The sequence below is a fragment of the Pseudobacillus wudalianchiensis genome, from assembly GCF_001685015.1.
GTDB classification, from domain to species: domain Bacteria; phylum Bacillota; class Bacilli; order Bacillales; family Domibacillaceae; genus Pseudobacillus; species Pseudobacillus wudalianchiensis.
Map to the genome: position 1 here is coordinate 203,947 of NZ_MAYT01000030.1, position 26,533 is coordinate 230,479.

20 protein-coding genes and 1 pseudogene are annotated in these 26,533 nt (G+C 39.8%); 18 read left to right on the forward strand and 3 right to left on the reverse strand.

Going from position 1 to position 26,533, the window contains the following annotated elements:
• Positions 1-6 precede the first annotated feature (6 nt).
• Positions 7-849, reverse strand: coding sequence for a phosphate ABC transporter substrate-binding protein (locus A8F95_RS19075; RefSeq protein WP_065411991.1), 843 nt, complete (start codon positions 847-849; stop codon positions 7-9).
• Positions 850-1,673: 824 nt separating this feature from the next.
• Between A8F95_RS19075 and A8F95_RS19080 the strand changes: the two genes are divergently transcribed.
• The 13 genes and pseudogenes from A8F95_RS19080 to A8F95_RS19130 all read left to right on the forward strand — a co-directional run bounded on the left by A8F95_RS19080 (position 1,674) and on the right by A8F95_RS19130 (position 13,446).
• Positions 1,674-3,428, forward strand: a complete 1,755-nt coding sequence (locus tag A8F95_RS19080) for a sigma-54-dependent Fis family transcriptional regulator (RefSeq protein ID WP_065411992.1) — start codon at positions 1,674-1,676, stop codon at positions 3,426-3,428.
• A 153-nt stretch (positions 3,429-3,581) separates the two neighbouring features.
• Positions 3,582-3,734, forward strand: coding sequence for a hypothetical protein (locus tag A8F95_RS22725; protein WP_176713763.1), 153 nt, complete (start codon positions 3,582-3,584; stop codon positions 3,732-3,734).
• Positions 3,735-3,771: 37 nt separating this feature from the next.
• Positions 3,772-3,948 carry a Rid family hydrolase gene (locus tag A8F95_RS22185; RefSeq protein ID WP_176713764.1) on the forward strand — a complete coding sequence of 59 codons (177 nt, stop codon included), beginning with the start codon at positions 3,772-3,774 and terminating at the stop codon, positions 3,946-3,948.
• An 18-nt stretch (positions 3,949-3,966) separates the two neighbouring features.
• On the forward strand, positions 3,967-5,232 hold the full coding sequence (locus A8F95_RS19090; protein ID WP_065412057.1) for a Zn-dependent hydrolase: 1,266 nt from the start codon (positions 3,967-3,969) through the stop codon (positions 5,230-5,232).
• Positions 5,233-5,387: 155 nt separating this feature from the next.
• Positions 5,388-6,614, forward strand: a complete 1,227-nt coding sequence (gene dpaL / locus A8F95_RS19095) for a diaminopropionate ammonia-lyase (protein ID WP_065411993.1) — start codon at positions 5,388-5,390, stop codon at positions 6,612-6,614.
• A 353-nt stretch (positions 6,615-6,967) separates the two neighbouring features.
• On the forward strand, positions 6,968-7,108 hold the full coding sequence (locus tag A8F95_RS23435) for a M20/M25/M40 family metallo-hydrolase (protein ID WP_425415033.1): 141 nt from the start codon (positions 6,968-6,970) through the stop codon (positions 7,106-7,108).
• 130 nt (positions 7,109-7,238) lie between these two features.
• Positions 7,239-7,583: pseudogene (locus tag A8F95_RS19105) on the forward strand (amino acid permease); the annotation flags it as partial.
• Between the two features lie 671 nt (positions 7,584-8,254).
• On the forward strand, positions 8,255-8,683 hold the full coding sequence (locus A8F95_RS19110; RefSeq protein ID WP_065411996.1) for a hypothetical protein: 429 nt from the start codon (positions 8,255-8,257) through the stop codon (positions 8,681-8,683).
• 30 nt (positions 8,684-8,713) lie between these two features.
• Entirely contained in the window at positions 8,714-8,998 is a 285-nt protein-coding gene (locus A8F95_RS22195) for a heterodisulfide reductase-related iron-sulfur binding cluster (protein ID WP_141676304.1), read from the forward strand.
• Between the two features lie 227 nt (positions 8,999-9,225).
• Positions 9,226-10,380: an acyl-CoA dehydrogenase family protein gene (locus A8F95_RS19115; protein ID WP_065411997.1), complete on the forward strand. Its 1,155-nt coding sequence runs from the start codon at positions 9,226-9,228 to the stop codon at positions 10,378-10,380.
• Positions 10,377-11,438 carry an acyl-CoA dehydrogenase family protein gene (locus A8F95_RS19120; protein WP_065411998.1) on the forward strand — a complete coding sequence of 354 codons (1,062 nt, stop codon included), beginning with the start codon at positions 10,377-10,379 and terminating at the stop codon, positions 11,436-11,438. The genes A8F95_RS19115 and A8F95_RS19120 overlap by 4 nt, the downstream gene beginning before the upstream one ends.
• Positions 11,419-12,246, forward strand: a complete 828-nt coding sequence (locus A8F95_RS19125; protein WP_065411999.1) for an enoyl-CoA hydratase/isomerase family protein — start codon at positions 11,419-11,421, stop codon at positions 12,244-12,246. The genes A8F95_RS19120 and A8F95_RS19125 overlap by 20 nt, the downstream gene beginning before the upstream one ends.
• A 15-nt stretch (positions 12,247-12,261) precedes the next feature.
• A complete protein-coding gene (locus tag A8F95_RS19130; protein WP_065412000.1) occupies positions 12,262-13,446 on the forward strand; it encodes a CaiB/BaiF CoA transferase family protein in 1,185 nt (394 codons plus the stop codon).
• A gap of 636 nt (positions 13,447-14,082) precedes the next feature.
• Here A8F95_RS19130 and A8F95_RS19135 read toward each other — a convergent pair.
• Positions 14,083-14,796 (reverse strand): tyrosine-type recombinase/integrase, encoded by a 714-nt coding sequence (locus A8F95_RS19135; RefSeq protein ID WP_065412001.1) that lies wholly within the window; start codon positions 14,794-14,796, stop codon positions 14,083-14,085.
• Between the two features lie 790 nt (positions 14,797-15,586).
• On the opposite strand from A8F95_RS19135, the gene A8F95_RS19140 reads away from it, so the two are divergent.
• A complete protein-coding gene (locus A8F95_RS19140) occupies positions 15,587-21,136 on the forward strand; it encodes an S-layer homology domain-containing protein (protein WP_065412002.1) in 5,550 nt (1,849 codons plus the stop codon).
• Between the two features lie 423 nt (positions 21,137-21,559).
• Here A8F95_RS19140 and A8F95_RS19145 read toward each other — a convergent pair whose 3' ends face one another.
• Positions 21,560-22,432, reverse strand: a complete 873-nt coding sequence (locus A8F95_RS19145) for a LysR family transcriptional regulator (RefSeq protein WP_065412003.1) — start codon at positions 22,430-22,432, stop codon at positions 21,560-21,562.
• A gap of 129 nt (positions 22,433-22,561) precedes the next feature.
• Here A8F95_RS19145 and A8F95_RS19150 point away from each other — a divergent pair, with 129 nt between their 5' ends.
• From A8F95_RS19150 to A8F95_RS19165, 4 genes are all read left to right on the forward strand, one after another.
• Positions 22,562-23,263, forward strand: a complete 702-nt coding sequence (locus A8F95_RS19150; protein ID WP_065412004.1) for a CoA transferase subunit A — start codon at positions 22,562-22,564, stop codon at positions 23,261-23,263.
• Between the two features lie 25 nt (positions 23,264-23,288).
• Entirely contained in the window at positions 23,289-23,942 is a 654-nt protein-coding gene (locus tag A8F95_RS19155) for a 3-oxoacid CoA-transferase subunit B (RefSeq protein ID WP_065412005.1), read from the forward strand.
• Between the two features lie 15 nt (positions 23,943-23,957).
• Positions 23,958-25,148 carry an acetyl-CoA C-acetyltransferase gene (locus tag A8F95_RS19160; RefSeq protein WP_065412006.1) on the forward strand — a complete coding sequence of 397 codons (1,191 nt, stop codon included), beginning with the start codon at positions 23,958-23,960 and terminating at the stop codon, positions 25,146-25,148.
• 586 nt (positions 25,149-25,734) lie between these two features.
• Entirely contained in the window at positions 25,735-26,493 is a 759-nt protein-coding gene (locus tag A8F95_RS19165) for an IclR family transcriptional regulator (RefSeq protein ID WP_065412007.1), read from the forward strand.
• Positions 26,494-26,533 lie beyond the last annotated feature (40 nt).

The window sequence follows — 26,533 nt, forward strand, 5'->3', positions numbered from 1 at the left end:
TCGTAATTAATGTAAGGATATAGCGCCTGTTTCAGAAACGATCGCTTGTCCCTCTGGGCTTAAAATGTAATCAATAAACTGTTGCCCGGCATCCGTTAAATGATCTTTCTTGTAGACGAATAAAAAGGGACGTGACAGACTATATTTTTGCCGTAGAACGTTTTCCGCCGTAGCTTCCACGCCATTGATTTTTACAGTAGAAATGGATTCATCAATGTATTCGAAAGAAATAAAGCCAATGGCATGCTCATTTGTCGCAACCGTTGTTTTAATATTGCCGTTGCCGCTTGCGATAATAGAGCTTTTCACTAATTCGCCTGACGTGTAACCGACAATTTCTTGAAAGGCATCACGTGAACCAGAGCCGTCCTCGCGAGAAACGACTACTATTTCCTTGTCGTCTCCACCGAGTTGCTTCCAGTTCGTAATCTTGCCAGTAAAAATTTGCTTCACTTGTTCTGTCGTAAGATTATCAACTTTGTTGCTTGGATGAACAACTACTACAATTCCATCATAAGCGATGACTGTCTCATCCAATCCGCTTTCTTTTTCTTCTGGCTTTAAATCACGTGAAGACATGCCAATCTCTGATACGCCGCTTATGGCATTTGTTATACCGGCGGAAGAGCCGATTTGATTAATCTCTATATTAACATCCTGATTTTCTTCATAATTGAACGCTAATTTTTCAGCTAAGGGTCCTACGGATGTAGAACCAGAAATAGAGATGGTATCTTTTCCTTCATTTAACGAACCCGCTTCATTCTCGTTATTTCCTCCACATGCTGTTAAAACGGCAACTAAGGATAATAACCATAATCCGTTCGCTGCTTTTTTTATAAGCCTCATGTCTCTACCTCCAGATGGTCTATTGGCAACTGAAATTGTTGAATTTTATCACAATGTTAAGAATAAAGGCTTTTTGTAAATTGGCTATGTCTATTTTGTAAAGGTTTTGTAAATATGCGAAAATTGTATTATCTTCCAAAAGAGGTAACTGCATTTACCGCAAATTCTTTATAAATCCTATATTTTTTAAGTTCTAACGAAACGGAAAAGCATTTTAAACCACCGCTGTCCAAAGCCGGTTGGAAATTATTAAGTAGGATTTAATCGTAAAAGCTATTTTATTAACAAATTATGGAATCGGCTTAACATGACACTTCTAGCATATAAAAATAGCTAATATGGCGAATAAACTAAGAAGAGAGGCCTTACGCAACGTTTAGCTTTCGCAAGAGAGATTTAGTCGATCCATCAACGAAGCAGTTCCTGAGCGACTAAATTTGTGACATCCACAATCCGATAGAGGTATCCTTATTCATTGTCATACCAGGACTTCTACTTTGTTCAAGCCTATCATCATGGTTGATAAAAGTATTGATGATTACATAAGGTTATTGTTATTAAATAGAAAATTTTTCTGTGATACTGATCATTGAACTTTAGGCGCTTATTTAATGAATTCTATGATAAAGTAAAAAAATCAATGATACTGTGGCATTCCAGTAGTTAGCAGAGTTGCTCAAGGTTCTTTTGAACAAGACTGACAAAAAATTAAAAGATTCAACAATCAATTTCGACAGTGGATTGCAAGAGTTCTTAACGATACCAAGAATTATTTGACAATTTCACTCTGAAAAGTGGAGGTTATTAAGAATAGGGGTGGAAAGATGGATTTACTGGATATTCAGCCTGCGGTTCAACAGATTGCTGACGCAATTGCAGCTGTTTTGAAGATTGAAGTGGAGATTGCAAACCATAATTTTATAAGAGTGGCAGGTACGGGAGAACACAAAGAAAGTGTTTTGCATAAAATGGAAGGAGATTTCGTTTACCAATCGGCTGTTAGGACTGGACAACCTATAGTAATTGAAAAGCCGGGTTATGAACAAGTTTGTGAAAGATGCAGATTTTATGGAAATTGTTCAGAGACTGGAGAGGTATGTGCTCCCATTACCTATGAAGGCCAGTCTATAGGGGTGATCGGTTTATTGGCCTTTAATGAAGAGCAACGGAAGATACTCTTTGATAATACAGAAGGAATCCTAACGTTTTTAAGTAAAATGGCCGATCTTTTAGCTAGCAAATTACACGAACATGATATGATTCAACAGCTAACCATAAACACAGAGAAGATGGCTAAAATCATGAATCTCGTTAATCAAGGAATTATTGTGTTAGATGAGAAAGGCACCATTGAAGAAATGAATGTAAAAGCGGAAATGTTGTTAGGTATCGAAAATAATCGTTCGCTTCCAGGTGATGTAAAGAATTTTTTAAGCGAAATGATTCATCATACGGATGAAAAGAGTCAAACGATCAGCACCTTAATCAACAAAGAAGGAAAATCATTTTTTATAAACAGGCAAAAGCTATCCGCTTCAGAGCGTTATTCTGAGTATTTACTCACTCTTCAAGATGCAAATGAAATCCGGCATCTGGCAGAAAAAACTACAGAGGAGCAAAAGAAACCGTTTGATCAAATCATAGGGGTTAGCCCTCAAATAAAAGAGGTTAAAGATTATGCGTATAAAGTGTCTCAATCTCATTCCACTATTTTAATTCAAGGTGAGAGCGGGACTGGCAAAGAAGAGTTTGCTAGAGCCATACATAATGCTAGTATGCGTAAAGAAGGCCCTTTTATTACGGTTAATTGTGGCGCGATTCCAGAACATTTATTAGAAAGTGAATTGTTTGGGTATGAAAAAGGCGCGTTCACCGGTGCAAATCGTAACGGAAAACCTGGTAAGTTTGAATTGGCTCACAACGGCTCTATTTTTCTAGATGAAGTCGGAGAAATGCCTTCTTTCCTGCAAGTTAAATTATTACGTGTTTTGCAGGAGAGAGAAATCGAGCATCTTGGTGGAACGGCACTTATACCGGTTGATGTGCGCGTAATAGCAGCGACAAATAAAGATCTGCAGGAAATGGTGAGAATGGGTACTTTTAGAGAAGATCTGTATTTTCGGCTAAATGTTGTTCCCATTATCATCCCGCCCCTAAGAAGCCGCAAGGAAGATATTCTGGCTTTAAGTGAGTATTTCACATCTATGTTTAATGATCTTTTTGGGGCAAATGTGTTGGGACTTGGAAATGATGTTAAACAATTGATGTTACATTATCCATGGAAGGGAAACGTCAGGGAATTAAAGAACTTCATTGAATACTTGTTTAATTTTATCAAGAGCGGATGGATCACAATGGATGAAGCTGAAGAGCTAATTCATCGTAAATTAAAAGTTAAAAAGGAAAACCTCTCAACCAAACCTACCTTTTCGCTCCTTGAAATGGAAAAAGAGATGATAAAAAAAGCTATTGATTATGTCCGTCATCAACAGTTAAATATCGAAGAGGCAAGTGAATTGCTCGGAATTGGAAGAGCGACTTTATTTAGAAAAATAAAAAAGTATCAAATTGATACGTAATATCAAATTGATACCTTTTTCTCCTTATCATTATATATCATCGTTCTTAGATAGCTAGGCAGCCGTTTAGTATCATTTTGATACTGAATGGCTGTTTTTTTATCTTAAATTCTTCTAAAACAAGGGTTTATTGAGTTGGCATAATAATTGCAAATGGTTATAGAGAAAAGATTAAAAGGAGGAAGTACATATGGTTCAGCCCATTCAATTAAAAAAGCACCCGCAGCCGTTGGTTCATATTCACAAGCCGTTACAGCGGAGAAATTGTCGGCCAAACCGCTGCTGAATAATCAGAACAAATCATGAAGAATATAACGGGTCTTTTATTAGAGTAGGTCTTGGTTTGGAGGACGTTGTAAAAACAACGACCTTTCCAGATTCAATTGATTTCTTTCAAAGTGTAAATGAAGTATGTGGATCTTACTTTTCCACACATCAGCCGGCAAGAAGCTGTGTAGAAGTTTCAGCGATCCCAAAAGGAGCATTAGTTGAAATGGAAGTCATTGCGAAATTAAAATAAGGGGGATACGAAATGAAAATGGAGAAAAGTGAAATCCAATTTAAGAGTTTTAACCTGTCAATTAATGCGGAACGATTGTTCAGCAGACTTACTAAGCTTGGTCAGATTGGACGTGATGGAGACGGAAAGCTGACTAGATTAGCAGCCACTGACACCGACAAAGCGGGGCGGGATGCGGTGGTGGTCTGGATGAAGGAAGCTGGCCTGGAGATCGCAATCGACCGCATCGGCAATATCTTTGGAATTTGGCGTAGTCCTGATGCTGAAGATCAAGCGCCAATCCTAATGGGGTCACACATAGACACAGTGATCAATGCAGGTATTTATGACGGATGCTATGGCGTACTTGCTGGCATTGAAGTCATCAAAACTTTGCGGGAGGCTGGAGTTGTTCCTTCTCGCCCGATTGCGGTGGCAGCGTTCACCAATGAGGAAGGTGTACGCTATGCGCCTGACATGATGGGCTCTCTTGTATTTGCAGGAGGTCTTCCTGTTGAAGAGGCACTTGCGACGGTTGGCATTGATGGGACATTGCTAGGTGCAGAGCTTGAGAGAATTGGTTATGCGGGGACAGAAGATCCAGGATTCTTACAACCGCATGCCTATGTAGAACTTCACATAGAGCAAGGTCCGGTACTTGAGCGTATGGGAATCTCGATCGGCGCAGTGGAAAATCTTCAGGGAATTTCATGGCAACGCATTACGATAGAAGGAGTTGCGAATCATGCTGGAACTACACCCATGGCTATGCGGCGTGACGCAGGACATGCGGCCGCAAGAGTTGTAACATTCTTGCATGATCGTGCCATCAGCTCAACTACACCGACTGTGGCGACAGTTGGCTGCCTTCATTTCGAGCCAAGTGCTATCAACGTTATCCCTTCGCGTGCCACGTTCACTGTTGATTTACGCGATCCTAATGAGCAGCGATTAAAAGACGAAGAAGCTGCATTGGCAGACTACCTCGAAAAATTGGCCGCTGCCGAGGAGGTTTGCATTACTGCAGAGCGACTGGCGCGCTTTGAACCAGTTATCTTCGATGACAATATCGCGGAGCTAGTGGAATGTGCTGCCGATCGCCGTGGCCTATCGTCCAAGCGAATGACGTCGGGTGCAGGCCACGATGCACAGATGATCGCCCGTATTTGCCCAACGGCTATGGTTTTCGTTCCGAGCGTCGGTGGGATAAGTCATAATCCTCGTGAGTACACGTCGGAATCGGACTTGGTTGCCGGAGCGAATGTATTACTCGATGTAGTCAGCCGTCTTGCAGGAGTACTGTAAATTACGAGTGTAAGGCGATATAAAGTTAAATTTTTTTGACCTAAAAAGTAGTCTTACGACAATCATAAATAGCAAAAAGCTTTGTTTTTGCTATATCAAAGGGAGCTTTAGTTGAATTAGAAGTCACGGCAAGATCAAAATAGGAGGGGCTTTTCATGCAGAAAATCATACAAACCGATATAAAATGGGCTGAAAATAATTTCTGTTCACCTGAATATAACGAAGAGGAGTTATTAATTTTTGAGGAAAGGCAGATTAAAAGCGTTCACGAGTTTCAAAAAACGCATCGTTTGTACACCGAAACGCCCTTGCATCATTTAAAACATTTAGCTGAGCATTTACATGTTGCAGATATTAGAGTCAAAGATGAGTCGCACCGGTTTGGTCTGAATGCTTTCAAAGTAATGGGAGGCATATACGCTATTGCCAAGTACTTGGCGGATCGTTTGGGAGAAAACATTGAAAATCTCTCTTTTGCAGAGTTACAGTCTCCATCAGTGAAAGAAAAGCTTGGTGAATTGACTTTCATTACAGCAACAGACGGCAATCATGGACGGGGGGTTGCTTGGGCAGCAAGGGAGCTTGGCCATAAATCGGTAGTCTACATGCCGAAAGGGTCAACACGGCAACGACTGCAAGCCATTCGCGATGAAGGCGCCGAGGCAGAAATTACCGATATTAATTACGATGATACGGTCAGAATATGTGCCCGCCTTGCAAATGAAAAGGGTTGGGTAATGGTTCAGGATACAGCGTGGGAAGGTTATGATGACATCCCGCTGTGGATTATGCAGGGATACGCCTCCATCGCAAAAGAAATCGTGGAACAGTTAAATATAGACGGCGGGCAACAACCAACACATATTTTTCTTCAAGCCGGTGTAGGATCGTTTGCAGCAGCCATTGCAGGATTCATGATCCAGCATTACCGCGATAATCCTCCAATTATTGTCGTAGTTGAACCTGAACAAGCAGATTGTTATTATCGCTCTTTTTTAAGTAAAGAAGGCACAAGGGAAATCGTCGCTGGAGAGATGAACACAATCATGGCAGGATTGGCTTGTGGAGAACCGAACACTAGAGCATTTCGTTTACTGCGTCAATATGCCAAGGGAACATTCTCCTGTAACGATAATATCGCTGCACTCGGTATGCGTGTGTATGGCAATCCGCTGAAAGGTGATCCGCGTGTCATTTCAGGTGAATCAGGTGCCGTTACACTGGGGTTGTTATACCATTTGCGAAGTCTTGCCGATGACTCTGTAATGAGCAATAAGATCTCACTTGATTCCAATTCTCGAATTTTGCTCATCAGTACTGAAGGAGACACCGATCCAGCCACTTATCAAAAGGTTGTATGGGAGGGACTTTGTCCAAATTAACGAAGTCTTATTTAAGGTGAACAGTTCTTATGTTGACATTGATCCGGCTCGTTATTGAAAAGTATTATGGGATGGGGCATATCAATCTATACAATAAATTTTTTTGAAAAAATAGTTCATAAGGGAGAGAATTTAATATGAACAATGAGAACTTTGAAAAATAACTTATTGAGTGGAGACACTATCTTCATGCACATCCTGAAACTGCTTTTGAAGAAAGAATTACTTCTGAATATGTTGCTAAAGTATTAACAGATATGGGAGTAGAGGTTCACAGAAATATTGGTGGTACTGGAATCGTCGCTAATCTTACAGTGGGCGGTGGTCCAGACATTATCAGTCTTAGAGCAGATATGAATGCAATTAATCTAACAGAGGAGGGGGAACACCCATACACCTCCCAAAATCCGGGTAAAATGCATGGGTGTGGTCATGATGGGCATGGGGCTACATTATTGGGTGCAGCTAAGGTTGGTATAGGGCACATTTCTTGAATTCAATCGATTTGTTCTTTCATCATTTGAATTGATGATGTTTTGCAAATTTGGTCTTCATAAAGATTTCCTGGATGATTAAAATAGGGATCTTTTACGTTAAGTGCGACTAAATCGTCAACCATAGAAAATTGTACCAGAAAATTTATTTGTCTATGTATATAGTGCAAGTGTACTTCCTGGTATGATTCCATGGTTTGTTATTCTGATTAGTCATATTCGATTCAGAAAAGTAAAAGGAGCTGAAATAGATAATCATCCATTTAAAATGCCTTTTGCACCTGTTACAAACTATTTGACGATTGCCTTCTTAATTATGGTATTAACCGGTATGTGGTTAAATGATGACACACGTATCTCGCTTATTGTAGGGGTCATTGTTCTGGGTATCGTTGTCTTTAGTTTTTATGCTTTTGGATTAGGCAAACGCACTCGAGTAGATACTCAAATAGAAGATGAAGTAATAAATCAATAATTTAATTCGTTTAATTTAACGATAGGATAAGCAACATTAGTAAAAAACGATATAAGAAGAAAACTTGTGTCTCATCATCGTCAATATTTCTGTCCTTAATGACAGCCAAATCTGTTGATAAACCGCAAAAATACATTTAAATAATGTTGTTTGTTTTTATTAGACTACCCCGAGAACGACAGTCAATAGATTAAATGGTGCAAAACCTACAGTTAGGGAAAGAATTTCTGTCATTTCATATTTATTTCTTGAAATAGATATGAAATGGCTTCATTAAGTAATCACTGCAGCAACGGGGATAGATGCATTAACACATGCGATTGAATTGTATACATCAGAATGCTAGTCCTGTTAGCCAAGGATTCGCTATACAGGCAGTAAAAATGATAGTTGAAAATTTAACTAAAACTTATTTTGTTGAAACGGATATAGAAAGCAGAGGGAAAATGCTACTCGATGATAGCTCGAGTAGCATTTTTCCATTCTCTATTGGGGAATGAATCAATCGATGAAGATCGCTTGTTCATTGTAAAAAAACATTGTGACATATAAACATAACTCTTAACATGTTTTTTTACGTTTTTTGCAGACGCTGCCCAATATAGATTGAATCATAAGCACCCTTATGGTGAATTGATCCCTGTCAAGTAGTCAATAAAACAAGCATAATTATGCAGCCTGGGCTCTATATTGATATAGACTCAGGTTGTTTAATTTTAGTATTGAGGATTGCCTTGCTTATTGATTTTGCCGATGATGTTTGCGGATACATCAACAAATTTTTTGATTGCCCACACGATCATTTGTATCTCGTATGTTATTCCTTAGTACTAACGGGGTTAAGCGGAGGTAATGGAATTCACCGTCCTCGAGATCAAGATGCCAAAAAAGAAAGAGAGTACAAAGTATTACCTTCAATTGGGAAGAAGACTTATACGGTTGGATTTTTTGTTGGCTGTATTATGGATAGGCTGTTCTTAAAAATCAATGATGACAGTGTGAAACTGCTGCAACTAGCAGTCTGTGAAGCTCTTTTGCATCATAGTTGGAAAAAAAAGAAAGACTATTTCACTAGCTCAAAAGAATATTGGATTATTTGAAAAATATGATTTTTATTTTACGAGAGTTCATTGCCACTTACTAAAGAGATTCGAAAAGTTGTCGCATGCCAATCTTCGTGTCATTTACGGCATGTTCAAAAAGTCATTAATAAGCCTGAGCAATTAATAAAGAAGATACGAGGAATTGATTATCGCTTTTTTGAAAAACAGGACATGTACTGCGGATCGGGAAGAATCTACAATGTTGTCCACTACAATGAAGCGATGGGAGTGTTGGATCAAAAGATGAATCATATTGAAAAGTGGAGCCAGATATCATCGTCACAAGTAATCCGGGCTGCCGTTTACAGATGAAATTAGGTGCCAGGCGCGCAGGGAAGGCAGAAAAAATCAATGTTGTTCATATTGTTGAACTGCTAGCCGAAGCCTGTGAGATACACTAATTCTTAATCAACGAATAAATTCAGGTATAATTTTCTGTTAATTCTAAATTAACGAATAAAATGAAGGCAGATTAATTTAAATTTATATACACCGTTTGCGTAATGGTTACGCTATAACGGTAAAAGGAGTGAGGAGTGGTGAGACAATTACAACTTCCGGTATTTAAATTCACGGAAGAACAAAAAGAGTTTCGGAAAAAAGTACGTTCTTTCTTGCAAGCTGAGAAACAAAAAGGAACATTTGACACACATGCTGATTCTTGGCTAAGCGCATATAGTGAGGAATTTTCGAAAAAGATTGGGGCACAAGGTTGGATTGGGATTACATTTCCTGGAAAATACGGAGGGCAAGCACGCTCCTCAATTGACCGTTACATCGTTACAGAAGAGCTTTTGGCTTTTGGAGCTCCCGTTGCATCACACTGGTTTGCAGATCGTCAATCTGGGCCGTTACTCTTAAAGTTTGGAACAGAAGAACAGAAGGAATTTTTTATTCCAAAAATCGTGAAAGGTGAATGTTATTTTTCCATTGGACTTTCTGAACCGAACTCAGGATCTGATTTAGCATCACTAAAAACGACTGCTGAAAGAGTGGATGGCGGCTGGATCGTTAATGGAATGAAGACATGGACCTCTGGTGCTCATCATTCGCACTACATGATCACCCTTTGCCGAACTTCTCCTCAGGATCCAAAAAATCGTCATGGGGGTATGAGTCAGCTAATTATTGATCTTAAATCTGATGGTGTAACCATTCGGCCAATTCAGTTCTTAACGGGTGAACATCATTTTAACGAAATCTTTCTTGAAAACGTTTTTGTTCCAGATAACAGAGTAGTTGGAGAAGTTGGAAATGGATGGGCACAAGGGTTAACTGAACTGGCATTCGAACGAAGTGGTCCGGAACGAATTTTAAGCACATTTCCACTGCTTGAAGAGGCGATTCGTTTATTGAAAGAAAAAAAGGATCATAGAGGGTTGATGGATGCTTCGAAACTAGTAAGCCGAATGTGGTCACTGCGTAATATGTCGATAGGGATTGCAGCTCTGCTTGAAGAGAAAAAAGATGTGAACTTAGCAGCTGCTCTAGTGAAAGATCTTGGCAACAGCTTTGAGCAACATGTAGCTGAAGTCATTCGGCTTCTTTTACCAGCCGTGCCAAGCAAGAATGCAGAAGATGAGTATGCCAGGCTGTTAGCGGAATCCATTTTACACGGCCCAGGGTTTACTATTCGTGGGGGGACAACTGAAATCCTCAGAGGAATAGTAGGGAAAGGAGTGATATCTGCATGAGTGAGATGAAATCATTTATTGAAGATGCTGCTGGAAAAATTTTAAAAGACTTATCGACTAAAGAACAACGTGAACGTTTTGAAGAAGGTGAGTGGGCGAGTTCACTTTGGAAAACGATCCAAGAATCCGGGCTAACATTACTTGGAATTGAAGAAGAGAAAGGTGGAGTCGGCGGGGATTATGAGGACGTTTTTGCTATCTTGCGCGTCGTTGGAAAGTACGCTGCTCCAATTCCTTTAGCTGAAGTTATATACGCCAATCAATTTCTTGCCACACATGACGGTGAAGTGGAGGATAAATTAAGAGTCGTTCATTTCACAGAAGAAAGTTCGATGATCCAATCTCCGTATAAGTTGATACATGTTCCATATGGAAGATATGTTGACGAAGTGGTTGTGATCCGGCAGGAAGATCAACAAGCTTCTTATTCAATTGTGGATGTATTAACTGGTGAAATTGAGAAGAATGCCAATTTAGCTGCAGAGCCTCGTGATAACTTAACCTTTTTAAATCTAGGAGAAACAAAGAAATTAGATCTAAGTTTTAAAGAGGCTTTAGAAAATTACACAAAATTCTTAGCGCTTAGCCGTGTGGCAATGATGACAGGTGCGATGGAGAGTGTGCTCGCTTTATCTACCTTTTATGCAAAAGAGCGCCATCAGTTTGGTCGTCCCCTGCACAGGTTCCAGGCCATCCAGCATCACCTGACTGCAATGGCGGGCGAGGTGGCTGCTGCCTATTCAACACTTTCTGTGGCAAGTTCATTTTATCCATCAGACTTAGGGAAAGAGCAAATTGCAATGGCTAAAATCGAGTTATCCGCTAACGCAAATGTAGTCGCAAAAGCTGCACACCAGCTTCATGCTGGAATTGGGATGACATATGAACATGAACTTCATCATTTTACTCGTCGTTTGTGGTCGTGGCGTGAAGAAGCAGGAAATGAGACATATTGGGCTGATCAGTTAGCTAGCTTGTATCAGGCTCGAGAAGAAACGATTTGGGAATCGATTACTCATGTAAAAGGAGAGGAAACACATGCCGGATCTACTGTTTGAAGTAAATAATAAAATTGCAACAATCACATTAAATCGTCCTGAAACACTGAATGCGTTTAGTGGCGAAATGCTTGATTTATGGATTGATTCGCTTGAGAAAGTGAGGGATTCAGATGAGATTTCTGTTTTAATTGTCCAAGGAGCAGGAAATGGTTTCTGCTCCGGTGGAGATATTAAGGAGATGATCGCTGGTAATGGATTCTACAAGTCGGATCAAGATAATGTTTCAAAAGGAATCAATCGTAAGAACTCGCTATGGAAAAAAGTACAGCGAATTCCTCTTTTGTTAGAAGAAATCGATAAACCAGTGATTGCGAAAGTGCATGGAGCGGCCTTTGGAGCAGGACTTGACATGGCTCTAATGTGTGATATTCGTTTTGCTTCGGAATCAGCCCGATTGTCTGAAAGCTATATCAAAGTAGGAATCGTACCTGGAGATGGTGGAGCGTACTTCTTGCCGCGGCTTGTCGGCCGGGATATGGCATTGCATATGTTGTGGACAGGGGAAGTGTTGACAGCAGAAGCAGCAAAAGAACGCGGACTTGTTACATTTGTTGTACCAGATGAGAAACTTGACCAAGCAGTTGCAGACTACGCAAAAGGTTTAGCCAATGGCCCTCAACTGGCAACGCAGCTCATCAAGCGTGCAGTCTATCAAAATAGCGAAATGTCATTACGCTCTTCACTTGATTATATTTCATCGAAAATGGCGCTTGTCATGGAAGAGGAGGATCACAAAGAAGGTGTGCGGGCTGTCATGGAAAAAAGAAAACCAAATTTCGGGAAAAATGAAACGTCAATAAAGTAAAAGAGGTGAGTTAAATTGTTACAACCCCTGCATGATATACGTGTGCTTGATTTATCTAGAGTTTATGCGGGCCCAGTTGGAGCGATGACACTTGGAGACATGGGGGCAGACGTCATACGCGTGGAGCCGCCAGGCGGATCAGATAGTTTGAGGGAGTGGGGACCTTTTAAAAATGGAGAGAGTACTTACTATTTAAGTGCCAATCGTAATAAAAGGTCTATTACTCTTAATTTAAAAACTGAAGAAGGAAAAAAACTATTCCTGGATTTAGTAGAAAAGTCAGACGTTGTCATTGAAAATTTTAAGTCTGGAACGATGGAAAAGCTCGGGCTGAATTATGAAATTTTAAAGGAAAAAAATAAGGGTATCATTGTTTGTTCGGTTACAGGATTTGGACAGAATGGCCCTCTAGGTTTATTGCCCGGATTTGATCCAGTCATACAAGCGATGAGTGGGTTGATGGATGTCACCGGTGCCCCAAATGGTGAAGCGACAAAAGTAGGGATTCCGATTGCAGATATTATTACCTCGGTTTATGTGGCATTAGGGATAGTAGCTGCAATAAGGCAAAGAGATCTAACGGGAGAAGGCCAATATATCGACATGTCTTTGCTGGATGTTCAAGTATCGAGTATGGCTAATGTGGCGACTGCTTATTTAAATACTGGAATGATTTCTGTGCGGAAAGGCAATCAGCATAATAATGTAGCACCCTATCAATTATTCCAAACAGCTGACTTTCCCATCATGATATGTGCAGGGAACGATCACTTATTTCGAAAGTTATCTCACGCCTTGGATCATCCGGAGTGGGGCAGTGATGAACGCTTTTTAACAAATAATGATCGAAAACAACATGAAGAAGAATTAGTTGATCTTATTGAGGAAGTATTAGCGACTAGGATGTCAAGTGAATGGGTTGAAATTATTTCAAAAGCTAAAGTTCCTGTGGGACGTGTTAATAATATTCAACAGGCATTGGAGCAGGATCAAGTAATCGCTAGGGGAGGAATCGAAACAGTTCCTCATGCTACGGGAGAGGTAAAACTGCTGGCCAGTCCGCTTCGGCATAGCGGGTTAAATATCCAAACTAAATTTGGGCCGCCGACGCTAGGTCAGCACAATCAAGAGGTATTTGAAGAGCTTCTTCGAATAGGGGAAGAAGAACTTTCAGCTTTGTCAAAAAACAATGTAATATGAAGAGAGTTAGTCTGAAAAGAGGTGCTCTCAATGGAGAATGAAAGTTTTAAAAGTAATGATTCGGTGTCTTTGATTCACTATTGATTTTTGAGTGCAAACGCATTTAAACCGATATAAAATAAACAACCTTAAAGAGCCTTTCTATAATAAAATGTAGCAAGGCTCTCATATTTTTATATTAAATTAAATAACTTTATTAGCTCTTTATACAATGGTTAGCTAGAAGAATAAAATGTAAAAAATTCAAATTGTGCAAAATTCAAATAATATTTAAATAAAAATAGTAAACTAGATCAATAATTCTCATTAAATAAAAATCAAAAAGATCACTCATTTATATAATGGTCAATTTTTGCATCGAATAGCATTTTTCTATGAGAAATTAAATTTCGAGGCAAAATTAGCCTTCTCTCAGTATCCTAAAAGCAAAAAATAACTTTACTTTGTCTGGGGTTGACAAGGCCATCTTTAACGCCTATCAGTGACATAGCTTCTCTAACATCAATATCACAAAGGTATGACGGACTCAATGGCGCTGTTTTTTGAATCCTTTCCGGCGAAATCCACTGCTTCTTTTATAATCTTATAAAGGACAGCATACCTTAATTGTTTCTTTTTATGACAAGTTTCTTCATATTATATATACTCTCCTAAAATTTCATCTTTCCAGCAGTGAACAGCATTCTGCTCCCACTCGAATATTTTCTCCAGATAAATCATGGTCATTTCGATTTTTTCATGCCCCAGGCTTCGCATAGTTTTATAAATATCTGCACCGGCTTTTCTTGATATAATGGCGAAACTGTGCCGGAATGCATGGGCGGTGATTCGGCAGCTCCGATTCTGCCGGAAGGGCAGGCCTATCCGCTCAATCGCCTTTCTCAAATACTGAGCGAGATAAGAGGAAGAGAAAGCCTTGCCGGTACTAGTGGGGAAGAGAGGGGAATCGTCATTCTCTGAAAAGCGGGTATCTGGAAGTCTTGCTTCCCTATAATGGCGAATGCTTTCCACCACTTTTGGCGTCAGAGGAATAGAGCGGTGCTTGTTGTCTTTTCTCCACACGGACAGGTAGTATCCTCCAACCAAGCTGTCATACTTTAGGTCAGAAACTTTTAGTTTACATAACTCAATATTTCGCAAACCCGTTGCGTCTAGTATTTGCATAAGGCCGAAAAGAACAGGGTGGTTCTCACGTTCAAAATTATCCAGCAGCTGGACGACCTCGTTTGGCCCTAAGTCTCGATTAGGACGGTCTTCTTTTCGGACCGTGGCACTGAGCAATTCCTCATGGACGGCTTCCTTAATATAGTCCGACCGGTGAAGGAAAGGGAAGAAGCTTTTCCAAATCATTGTTTTCCTGGCGATCGTTGCAGGGGAGTAAGGCTTTTTTTTAAAACACGAGGACTCCTTTCCACTACTTACGCTTGATATCTTCTTAAATGTTGCTTGCTTAAACTCTTAAACCAGGACCCTTCAATGAGGGAAAAAGAGAAAAAGAGGGAATCAACATGCAGGAGGTTGTTTTGCGAATTTTTGTAGAAAGAAATTGGGAATAGTAAATTTTGATGGAGAGGAAAGCCTTGAGTAATTTGAGAGCTTGTCCTTGTCATTTTGCTTCCAACCAAATCATAAAGGGAGTGCCAACAAAGCATTCCCTTTTAAGACAACAAAAATAAATATTATGTAAAGTAAATTTAAAAGAGAAATCTTTGTTCATTTTTTTATTAAAAAGAACTCTTCAAAAGTAAAAGAATCCCTATCAGTAACTTTCACTGAATGGATGAATGTAAACTCTTTTGCCTATTTATAAATCGGAACTTTTGATACACCATATTTGCGGCTTAATTGTTTGCTGAGCTGCATGAATGAGACAAAACAACAATCGTCTTCTTTAAGTCATCAGTATATTTTTCTCCTGCGGATTTATGTTCTAATTCGGTCACATCCTCTCAAAATAATTACAACGTCTTAATTAAACTATGTCCACAAAACCACACTAACTCTTCGTTTTTGTACACTTTGAATAATTGATCTATAAACCTATTTTTTGAAAATTAACTTCATTTTAACAATCTGCTTACAGTAAAAGTACAAACTTTATTTAAAATGTAAAAGAAGCGTTTTTAATAAGGAGGAAGTTATGAGAAAAAGGTCCGTCTACATGTTAGCACTTGCCACTTGTTTATCTGTTTCAACATTCGCATCAGAAATATCTGCCGAAGGGATAACGGAGTCTGCACAAAGACCCATATTAGATGTTCAAAAAAACCCCTCATTATTTATTACTGAGTTGGTTCCGAATACAACTAATGCACCTGGCAGTTCGACCGATGCCTACGAGTTTATTGAGATATATAACAATAGCGATCAGCCTGTGTCATTGAAAAATTATCAATTAATTTATCGCTATCCAGATGGAAGTAAAGGAGATACAACATGGACATTTAAAGAAGATAAAACGATTCCTGCACAAGGCACGATCGTTGTTTGGGTGAAAAATGAAGCCAACGAAGGTTTGACATTAGCTGACTTTAACAAGCAGTTCAATAGTCAATTAACAGAAGATCAATTGGTGACGGTGGAATCAGCGGGAATGTCGAATACGGCTGCACGCACATTAGCGATTGCTGATACATATAATAACGAATTATCGGAAGCGAGCTATTCAAAAGATCAAGTACAAGAAAATAACGGTATTCAATATCAATTATCGGCTGATCAAAAGAAGATGGAAGTAATCCATTTTAATGAGCCGGCCACTCCAGGAGCAGTCTTGTCAGAGCAAGTGCCGGAAGAACCTGTGCATATTGTTAAGGATACAACAGCACCCGTGATTGAACATACTCCTGTGGCTTCTATTCAAGCAGGTGAAGATGTCCAATTAAATGCTCAAGTGACAGATGATGTAACGGTGAAAAATGTCAAAGTCACGTATCGCTTGAATCAAGATAGCCCTTGGATAGAAATAAATATGTCAGCAGATGAACAGAAGCCTAATACATATGCAGTAACGATTCCTAAAGAAGAGATTGTGGAACAGGAAATCTTTTATCAAATCCATGCATTTGATGGAGTGAACATATCAAAAACAGAGGAATATGAAGTAACTGTAGAAGGACATACATACGATTCGCAAAAAGTGCCTGAGCTGTTAATGACGGAAATCGTACCTGATTCCACTAATGTTGGCGGGCTTGATGGGTATGAATTTATCGAGGTGTATAACAATACGACAGAAACGGTGAACTTGAAAGACTATAAGATTCGTTATCGTTATCCAGCAGAAGGCCCAGGCGCAGATTTGATTTGGGGACCAGCGAAAGAAGACATCCTTTTGCCATCAGGTGAAACGATGGTATTTTGGATTATTAATGGGCCGAATCAAGACAAAACAGTGGCTGACTTTAACAGTCACTATAATGTTGATTTAATAGAGGACAAAAATATAGTGAGAATATTTTCTGGAGGGATGGCAAATAGTGGAGCCCGAGGTATTTCGATTGCAACAAATACAGGGAAAGACGTTTCAGTAGGCTATTATAATGATGAAGGAACAAAAGATGACACGATAGCCGACAAAGGCATTTTCTATACATTCCCGACAACACCAGGTGACACGGTAATGAAGAAGTATAGCAGTGGCACTGATGCAGCAACACCGGGAACACTAGCCGATCGCCAAAAGCCGGCTCAAAAGGTGAAATTACCGATTGATAATGAAAAGCCAGTCGTATCGGATATTACGGATCAAACACCTGTCTCTGAAATGAATGATATTCAATTAACTTTTGATTTAAAAGACAATCGTGCTGTGAAAACAGCCCGTTTATTTTACAAAACAAATAAAGATTCCCAGTATCAAGCTGTTGATTTAACAGAAAACTATGATGATAAACTGTATCACCATACCATTTACTCTCCTAGTTTAATAGGCAAACAATTGGTTGAATATTATTTGGTTGTGTCGGATGGAGTGAATGAAATAAAGACAGAGCCGAAGAAAATGCCTATTTTGCAAGACCAGCAGCAAACCGGGATCGATTTGAATGTGGAAGATGATTCTTTATTAAATAAAACAGCTTTAATTAAAGCTTCCCATCCAATAGAATATGCGAATACGAAGCTTTCCGTTGACGGCACGGACGTAACATCGGAAACAACACCAGCTTTAGCAGAACCAGCCTATTTTGCTTTCGATGTAAAGAAGGTAAACCTTTATTTTAAAAATGGTGTCACAATTGGCGATGAAGCGTTGCATATTTTCGATGATACGATCGATACATATGTAACAAAAACTGTTCCAGTCGATCCAAAATATTTTGAGCAAGGAAAGAATGCTATTATCTCCATCCGTTCTGGAACAAAGGTATCTCCTTTTGATCAAGAATCCGAGGAAAATCGAGATGATTTTTATATAAAAAACATTCGGCTCGTATTAAAAGATGGAACGATCATTTATGATCCTGCTTACAGCAATCCAGATAAAGAAATTTCAGTAGGAGATGGAGCGTCAGCCAAACCTGTCATTGATTTCTCTTTTAAAGTGCCAGATGAGAAATTTATTGCGAAAGCTTATAAGTGGGATACTACGAAAGTAAAGGAAGGTACTCACGTTGTTGAGGCTGCCAATGGAGAGGAAAAAGCCGAAGCGAGCGTCATTGTTGATAATAGCGGTCCAGTCTTGACATCAACTCTAGAAGAGGGGAAGGAATATAAAGGTCCGATCTCTATTAATGTTGAGGCAAAGGATGATTTGTCAGGGGTTGATAAGGTAACAGCAGAGCTTGATGGCAAAGAAATCAGCCTTCCACTTGAAACATCTTCCGCCAAACTAAAACCGGGTGCACACACGCTAAAAATAACAGCTGTCGATCAGGTAGGAAATGAAGCAACCAAAACTGTTACATTTCATGTTGCTGAAGAACAGCCGTATAAACCAGAAGCAGTGAATCCAAAAGATGGTGCGAAGAATGTTTCTACTTCTACAAAATTAAAAGTGAAAGTGTCTGACCCCACAAAAGATGAGCTTGATGTGTCGTTTATGAAAGGTTATCGGTACAAGGCGAATGAAGTGGACCATGTGTCTGTATACGAAAACACTGTGGATCGTGAACCGCCAAAGCAAATGATCCCTGTTGGAGAACAGCCTGTGACAGATGTTGACAAGTTAGCAGTGGCTGATCAACAGTATGTGACGACGAAGTCAACAAATCAGTTTCCGTACCAACGCTTTGAAGTAAAAGTAGACGAAGAAGTTAGTGAAAATGACGAAATTGAGCTGAACTGGGAAGGGAAATCACTAATTGGCCGTAAAGTGTCCATGTATGTATGGAATTACAAAGCGAACAAATGGGAACTAACAGAGTGGAAAGTGGCTGAAAATGATAAGAACTTTAAGTTACGCGGTAGTGTGAAAGGCTCCGATTATGTGAAGGATAAGAAAGTACAGGTAATGGTTCAAGATGAGATTGCCTCGACAACTCAATTTGATTATTCCTTTATTTGGATGTCGGATACACAATATTACTCTGAAAGCTATCCGCACATTTTTAAGAAAATGACAGAGTGGACCGTTGCTCAAAAAGAAGAGATGAATATTAAATATGCCTTCCATACGGGAGATCTTGTAGATGAGTCTGACCAGGAGTATCAATGGAAACATGCTGACGAGTATATGGGATATTTAGATAAAGGAAATGTTCCGTATGGTGTGTTGGCTGGTAATCATGATGTTGGTCATAAAACAGGTGATTATAATGAGTATGGAAAATACTTTGGAGAAGCTCGTTTTAAAGACAAAGATTACTACGGAGAATCTTATAAAAATAACCGTGGGCATTATGATTTGATTAGTTCAAATGGCAATGATTTTATCATGCTGTACATGGGATGGGGAGTCAATAATGAGGATATTGCTTGGATGAATAAAGTGTTGGCAAAATACCCTGATAGAAAAGCGATTCTAAATTTCCATGAATACTTACTTGTGTCAGGAAATCGCAGTCCAATCGGTGATAAAGTGTATAACGAGGTTGTTCTTCCGAATCAAAATATTATTGCTGTTTTATCTGGTCATTATCATGATAGTGAGACGTTAGTGGATGAGATTGACGACGACAAAGATGGCAAGCCTGATAGAAAAGTATATCAAATGCTAGCTGATTACCAAGGTGGCCCAGAAGGTGGACAGGGATTCCTTCGTATTATGCAAGTGAATCCCGTTGAAAATAAAATTTACATGAAAACGTACTCCCCCTACCTTGATAAATTTAATTATTACAATACGAATGAGTATCCAGGAAAAGATGAATTTGTTATTGAAACGGATTTGACACCAAAGGAAAAAGTAGTAGCTACCGACTCCTTTGAAGCAAATATATTCACAGATAAGAAAATCGGTGAACAAAAAGGAGTGAAAGACCAACAAACCCCAGAGGTTTCTTGGAATAACCTTCAAGCAAATACAGAGCATGGTTGGTATGTCACCGTCAAAGATCAATTTGAAGGAGAAATGCGTTCAGACGTATGGACGTTTACAACAAAAGCAAAGGAAACAGGCGGAGGCGGTGGTGGAACAACAGAGCCACCTAGCAAACCAGAAGGTCAAGAGAAAGTGATCGAAATCAACGAAGAACAAATCCAAGCAGGTTCACAAGAATGGCTGCTTGATATGAATAAAGAGAAAGTTGAACGGATGAGTCTGGCTCTATCAAAAGAGTTAGTGAAGAAATTAGCCACTAGTCAGCAGCCGGTGAAAGTTGTTTTTGATGGAGGGCATGATATTATACTTTCACGAGAAAATCTCGCTTATTTACAAGAGCAAGACGGCGAAATGATTCATATCAAAGTGTCCAAACAAGCGCAAGTGGCCAAAGCTTCAGTTGCTCCTCAATTCAAATCCGAGATTGTAAAGATATCTCTTTTAGCTGGAGGGAAAACAGTTATTTCTAATTTGCCGACGCCTCTTTTATTAAGTATGAAGTTAAACGGTCCCGTTGAAAAAGATAAAATAACAGGTGCTTCTTATAATAAGAAAACACAGAAGTGGGAGTATGCCGGGGGCTATTTGCAAGGGGAATACTGGGTCATTCCGATGAGACAAGATTCTATGCTCACCGTACTTTCCAGTGATAAAGTCTTTAAAGATACAAATCAGCACTGGGCAAAGAAGGAAATTCATTCTCTTGCTTCAAAACTCATTACAAGTGGAAAAACGGAGGATCTATTCGCTCCGGAGCAAAAGTTAACAAGAGCTGAATTTGCTGTTTTACTAGTTCGTGCGATGCAAGTGCCAATGAAAGAATATGAGGGGATTTTTAAGGATGTCCCAGAAAGCAAGACCTGGGCAGCTGCTCAAATTGAAGCAGCCAATCGAGCAGGTATCGTGTCAGGAAAAAAAGGAGGAGTATTTGATCCGGACGCCAATATTACCCGTGAACAAATGGCTGCAATGATTATACGTGCGATCGAGTATCAGCAACCGCAATTACTAGATTCGTTGAAGTTAAATCAGTTATTTAAAGATGACAAGCGCATAAATGATTATGCCAAGGTTCCTGTCAAACAAGCTGTAGAGCTTGGCATTATTAATGGCTACAAAAATGGGAAGTTTGAACCGAAGAAGGATACAACGAGAGCAGAAACAGCTGTTATGCTTTATCGAATGCTGAACAAATTGAATGTAAATTAATGAAGAAAAGCCAGCAAAAAAGATTTCTGCTGCTGGCTTTTTGTTTGATTTTTTCCTCAAGCATCTAACTTCTGCTATACCAGCAATAACGCGTGATAAATCATAAAAGAAGAGAAGGACCAAATTACACAAGAAAATATTGTAAATAAGGAAAAGGAAGTTCAGTTTGTCAAAGAAATTGATTCGGAAGCACTAAATGTCATCAAACGATTGTATGACAAGATATTCATGGGCTTGGTAAACCGATGAACTATTTAACTTATGACGTTGCTGCTAAAATTAACTGTGATATGGTCAAGATCCATAGCCTTATGAAATGGTAGAAGTCAAAGATTCTGCTCCACTATTAGGTAGCGTTATCCATCATCTTTGGTATTTTCCATATGAAAAAACATAAACCCTAACCTGCTTCCTAGTAGACTTTTATTTCTTAAGCATTTTTAACAGCTCTTTTAAGGCGAAAGAGTGGTATGCATTTTTCTTTGTAATAATGCCAAGTTTCCAGAGAAGAGGGGAGTGTTTGATCGGAATAATTTTGATTTCTGGGTTATTTTGTTTGTAATAAATTGACTTTGGCAAAAGAGTGATGCCAAGTTGAGACGAAACAAGTTCAATGATGAGATCCCATTGTGAACTTTGATAGGCTATGGACGGAGTGAACCCCGCATCTTCGCACGCCCGCTTGATATAGTCATGAAGTGTAAAGCTCTCGGAAAACAAAATAAATTTTTCGCTTTTTAATTCATCAAGGGAAACGCTGTCTTTCCCTGCAAGCCTATGATTTTCATGAATATATAAAACAAATTCATCCTGGATAAATGGGTAATGATTAAATTTCTCTTCATCAGCTGGTAAAACGATGATGCCAAGGTCAATCTGTCCCTCTTCAACAAGCTGAGCGATGAGCTTGGCGCCAAGTTCAACCAGCTCAAGTGAAACTTTTGGGTATTTCTTATGGAAGCGCCGGGCAATATCCGGAAAAAATAAAGTACCAATCAAGGGTGGGATGCCTATTTTAATTTCGCCGGCGGCTATGTCCATCAATTCATCTAACAGTACGCCTAGTTCGGTCAGTGCATTAAATGCTTTTTGACTTTGCTGATACACAATCTTCCCCGCATCTGTAAGCTGCAGATGGCGTGTGGAGCGGTCAAACAGTTCCACATGTAATTCTTCTTCTAGCTTTCTAACCGCTTTACTCAAGGAAGGTTGAGATAGATAAGATTGAGTGGCGGCTTTTGTAAAGCTTCGATGCTCTGCTACTTCCATAAATGACTTCAAATCTCTTAATTCCATGGCTGCCTCCTATTTATTCCTTAAAAGCATAGAATGTATTCAATTTATGTATTTTACTTATAAAAATTGAAAATGTAAACTTATAGATAACAAAAATTCTAAATTTTTAAACAAAAGGGAGGCGTTTCGATGAAAGAGAGAAAAGTGATTCACTCATTTAAAGAAGCTGTCAGAGACATACAGGATGGTTCGACAATTATTGTTGGTGGCTTTGGGCTTTGTGGCATTCCAGAATTATCGATTCAGGCGATTAAAGAACAGGAAACGAAAGACTTAACCGTCGTTAGCAATAACTGTGGAGTCGATGACTGGGGGCTTGGACTTTTACTTGCGAACCGCCAGATCAAAAAAATGGTGTCTTCTTATGTAGGAGAAAATAAAATATTTGAACAGCAGTATCTAAGCGGTGAGCTAGAAGTCGAATTAACACCGCAAGGCACGTTAGCAGAACGTATTCGAGCAGGGGGAGCAGGTATTCCAGGGTTTTATACTCCGACCGGTGTTGGAACGCCGATCGCAGAAGGAAAAGAAACGAAGGAATTTGATGGCAAAACATTCTTGTTGGAAAGAGGGATTGTCGGGGACTTTGCACTTGTGAAAGCATGGAAAGCAGATACACTCGGGAATCTGGTTTACCGGAAAACATCTCGTAACTTTAATCCCCTTGCTGCTATGGCGGGGAAAATTACCATTGCGGAAGTGGAAGAGATTGTGGAACCAGGAGAACTAGATCCAGATGAAATCCATACACCAGGCATTTATGTTCAGCGTTTATTGCTCGGAGCGAATTATCAAAAGCGGATTGAGCGGTTGACCGTTGCACAAGTTTAATAAAAAAGGAACGGAGTGATGTTGAATGAAAGATGCACGCCTTGCAATTGTAAAAAGGGCCGTTCAGGAAATTGAGAATGGCATGAATGTGAACCTGGGCATCGGCATGCCGACACTTGTGGCAAACGAAATTCCAGCTGATTTTAATGTACTGCTTCAATCAGAAAATGGCCTCCTTGGCATAGGTCCATATCCAACTGCTGGAGAAGAAGACCCCGATTTAATTAACGCCGGCAAAGAAACCATTACCGCTGTACCAGGCGCTTCTTTCTTTGACAGTGCAGAGTCTTTTGCCATGATACGCGGTGGACATATTGATCTTGCAATCTTAGGTGGAATGGAAGTGTCTGAACAAGGAGACTTAGCTAACTGGATGATCCCTGGAAAAATGGTAAAGGGAATGGGTGGGGCAATGGATCTTGTTAACGGTGCAAAGCGGGTTGTGGTGATCATGGAACATGTAAACAAACATGGGGAATCAAAGATTAAGAAAGAGTGTATACTGCCGCTTACTGGACGGCGAGTGGTAAATCGATTAATCACAGATATGGCCGTTTTTGATTTTACGGCAGAGGGCATGGTTCTTATTGAAACACAAGGAAATATAACGATAGAAGAAGTAAGAGAAAAAACAGAAGCGTATTTCACGATAGCACCTGAGCTTGTGGCAGCAAACTAAGAAAGGAGGTTTATTATGACAAGAACAGTCATTTTGGACGGTGCACGGACGCCGTTTGGCAAATTTGGCGGGGCACTTTCAGCATTGAAGGCATCGGAACTTGGCGGCATTGCGATGAAGGAGGCGCTCCATCGGGCAAATGTGAAGCCAGAAGAGCTTGATGAAATCATTTTTGGGAATGTGTTGCAAGCAGGACAAGGGCAAATTCCTTCCCGCCAGGCAGCACGCGAAGCCGATATTCCATGGAATATAAAAACAGAAACCATTAATAAAGTATGTGCCTCTGGTCTTCGAAGTGTAACACTTGCAGACCAGATCATCCGCTCGGGAGATGAAGAAGTGATCCTTGCGGGAGGGATGGAGTCTATGTCGAATACGCCACATGCTGTATTTAAAGCACGGTGGGGTGTTCGCATGGGGGATATGAAGGTGGTTGATTTGATGATCCATGATGGCCTGTCGTGCAGCTTCACAGGAGTACATATGGGCACATATGGAAACACAACAGCCGAGCAGTTAGGATTGTCCCGCCGTGAGCAGGACGATTGGGCAGTGCGAAGTCACGAACGGGCGCTCGCAGCCATCAAAAAGGGCACATTGTCAGAGGAAATTGTAGCGGTTGAAATTCCGCAGCGAAAAGGGGAACCGGTGATCGTTGATACAGATGAAGCACCTCGTAAAGACACAAACATAGAGGTGCTGGAAAAATTACGCCCGGCGTTCGGCCAGGGTGGAACCATTACAGCGGGAAATGCACCCGGAGTAAATGATGGGGCAGCGGCACTAGTCCTAATGAGTCAGGAGCGGGCCGAAAAAGAAAGAAGATCGATCCTTGCTACCATTGTTAGCCATGCTGAAGTGGCAGTTGAAGCCGAGAGATTTCCCCAGACTCCGGGGCTTGTTATTAATAAGCTATTAAAGAAGACAGGTAAAAGCGTAAAAGACATTGATTTATTTGAAATTAATGAAGCATTCGCAGCTGTTGCCCTCGCAAGCACTAAAATCGCAGATGTTGATCCGGAAAGAGTAAATGTAAATGGCGGTGCAATTGCTTTAGGACATCCCATTGGGGCAAGTGGAGCCCGCATTATTTTAACATTAGCCTACGAACTAAAGCGCCGTGGCGGCGGTCTTGGAATTGCGGCTATTTGTTCAGGAAGCGGTCAGGGAGATGCCATTATGATTGAAGTGTTAAAGCAAGAATAGGTACTGTTCATATACAATATAGGACGTATTTTTATCTGCCAAAAAAAGATCAGAAGGCTGTAAAGCGATTCTTAAACGAAGCTTTGCGGCCTTCTTTATCATTGGTGTTTTTATGATGACTGATCTTGTGTAAAGGATAATAAGAAAAAATTAAAATTTCTCTTTTATTCATTGGCGACTTCCTCACTTATTAATGGGAGAACTTCTAGATTCGGCAGTAGTGACTAAATAGTTGATGAACGGACTTCACTTGGTACTGCCCGAAACGACGTTCGGATCAAACATTTAGACTAGAAGAAGGCGCAGCAAGAGGACAGTTTTCCATCTTTTTGAACCGCAGACTCTGTGAATCATACTGCTAGGTAAAAGTAAGATATTTTCAGTTTGCAAGAAGGGAGTTGGGGGCTACGGGCCCTATCCCTTTTTCGATTTTTAGGAATAACATCTTTTACAATCTAGAGTAGACCCTCTTTTAAAAGTTTAATATTTATTATAATATTAAGCCATATTTAACATCCCAGGCTGTTGGCAAACGTTTTCAATTATCAAATGCGTAAAGTGGACATCCACATAAAGGAGCAAAGAAATGTATAACAAAAATAAAACGGTTGTCCGTTCCATGGATATTTTAAATTTATTTATCGATCATGCCCAATTAACTTTCCAAGAAATCATTGATTTGTCCGGCATTCCCAAAACTTCTGTCTACCGCATGCTAACGTCTTTAGAAGAGATGGGATTCCTAGAAAAGGGGGCAGATTCCAAGTATCGGTTAGGTCTGTTATTTCTTACTTTTGGTCATCTCGTTTCTTCCCGGCTTGATATTCGACAAATTGCTTATCCTATTATGCAAGAGCTGCACAATGATGTAGGTGAAGCGGTTAATCTAATTGTGAAGCAAGATCATGAAGCCATGTATATTGAAAAAATTGATACGAACCAAAAAGTTCGCTTATATACGGCAATCGGCAGAAGAAGTCCGTTATACGCTGGCGCTTGTTCCCGAGTTATTTTATCTTTTTTACCCAATATAGAAATTGATCAGTATATTGAATCAACTGAATTAAAGCCTTTTGCAATGGGAACGATCACGGATAAGAAACGTCTGTATGAGACCATTAGACAAGCTCAAAAAGAGGGTTATACGATTAGTCACTCGGAGTTAGAAAATCATACATCTGCTATTGCTGCTCCTATCTTTGATCATAAAGGTGACGTCGTTGCAGGAATTAGTATTGCTGGGATTGAAGCGAATTATCAAAATGAAAATATACCTGTTTTTGTAGAAAAAGCAAAGCGGGCAGCCGAACAAATTTCTGAGCGGCTAGGATATATGAAAAGATAAAAAACATCCTCTATTTACTCCTAAAAAAACAAGTGAATAG

Excerpts from the sequence above, each read along its gene's own strand:
- A8F95_RS22725 (WP_176713763.1), top strand. The coding sequence starts at position 3,582 with ATGGTTATAGAGAAAAGATTAAAAGGAGGAAGTACATATGGTTCAGCC.
- A8F95_RS23435 (WP_425415033.1), top strand. The coding sequence starts at position 6,968 with ATGAATGCAATTAATCTAACAGAGGAGGGGGAACACCCATACACCTCC.
- A8F95_RS19165 (WP_065412007.1), top strand. The coding sequence starts at position 25,735 with ATGTATAACAAAAATAAAACGGTTGTCCGTTCCATGGATATTTTAAAT.
- A8F95_RS19125 (WP_065411999.1), top strand. The coding sequence starts at position 11,419 with ATGCCGGATCTACTGTTTGAAGTAAATAATAAAATTGCAACAATCACA.
- A8F95_RS19135 (WP_065412001.1), bottom strand. The coding sequence starts at position 14,796 with ATGATTTGGAAAAGCTTCTTCCCTTTCCTTCACCGGTCGGACTATATT.
- A8F95_RS19140 (WP_065412002.1), top strand. The coding sequence starts at position 15,587 with ATGAGAAAAAGGTCCGTCTACATGTTAGCACTTGCCACTTGTTTATCT.
- dpaL (WP_065411993.1), top strand. The coding sequence starts at position 5,388 with ATGCAGAAAATCATACAAACCGATATAAAATGGGCTGAAAATAATTTC.
- A8F95_RS19075 (WP_065411991.1), bottom strand. The coding sequence starts at position 849 with ATGAGGCTTATAAAAAAAGCAGCGAACGGATTATGGTTATTATCCTTA.
- A8F95_RS19120 (WP_065411998.1), top strand. The coding sequence starts at position 10,377 with ATGAGTGAGATGAAATCATTTATTGAAGATGCTGCTGGAAAAATTTTA.
- A8F95_RS19145 (WP_065412003.1), bottom strand. The coding sequence starts at position 22,432 with ATGGAATTAAGAGATTTGAAGTCATTTATGGAAGTAGCAGAGCATCGA.
- A8F95_RS19080 (WP_065411992.1), top strand. The coding sequence starts at position 1,674 with ATGGATTTACTGGATATTCAGCCTGCGGTTCAACAGATTGCTGACGCA.
- A8F95_RS19090 (WP_065412057.1), top strand. The coding sequence starts at position 3,967 with ATGGAGAAAAGTGAAATCCAATTTAAGAGTTTTAACCTGTCAATTAAT.
- A8F95_RS19160 (WP_065412006.1), top strand. The coding sequence starts at position 23,958 with ATGACAAGAACAGTCATTTTGGACGGTGCACGGACGCCGTTTGGCAAA.
- A8F95_RS19150 (WP_065412004.1), top strand. The coding sequence starts at position 22,562 with ATGAAAGAGAGAAAAGTGATTCACTCATTTAAAGAAGCTGTCAGAGAC.
- A8F95_RS19110 (WP_065411996.1), top strand. The coding sequence starts at position 8,255 with ATGCAGCCTGGGCTCTATATTGATATAGACTCAGGTTGTTTAATTTTA.
- A8F95_RS19155 (WP_065412005.1), top strand. The coding sequence starts at position 23,289 with ATGAAAGATGCACGCCTTGCAATTGTAAAAAGGGCCGTTCAGGAAATT.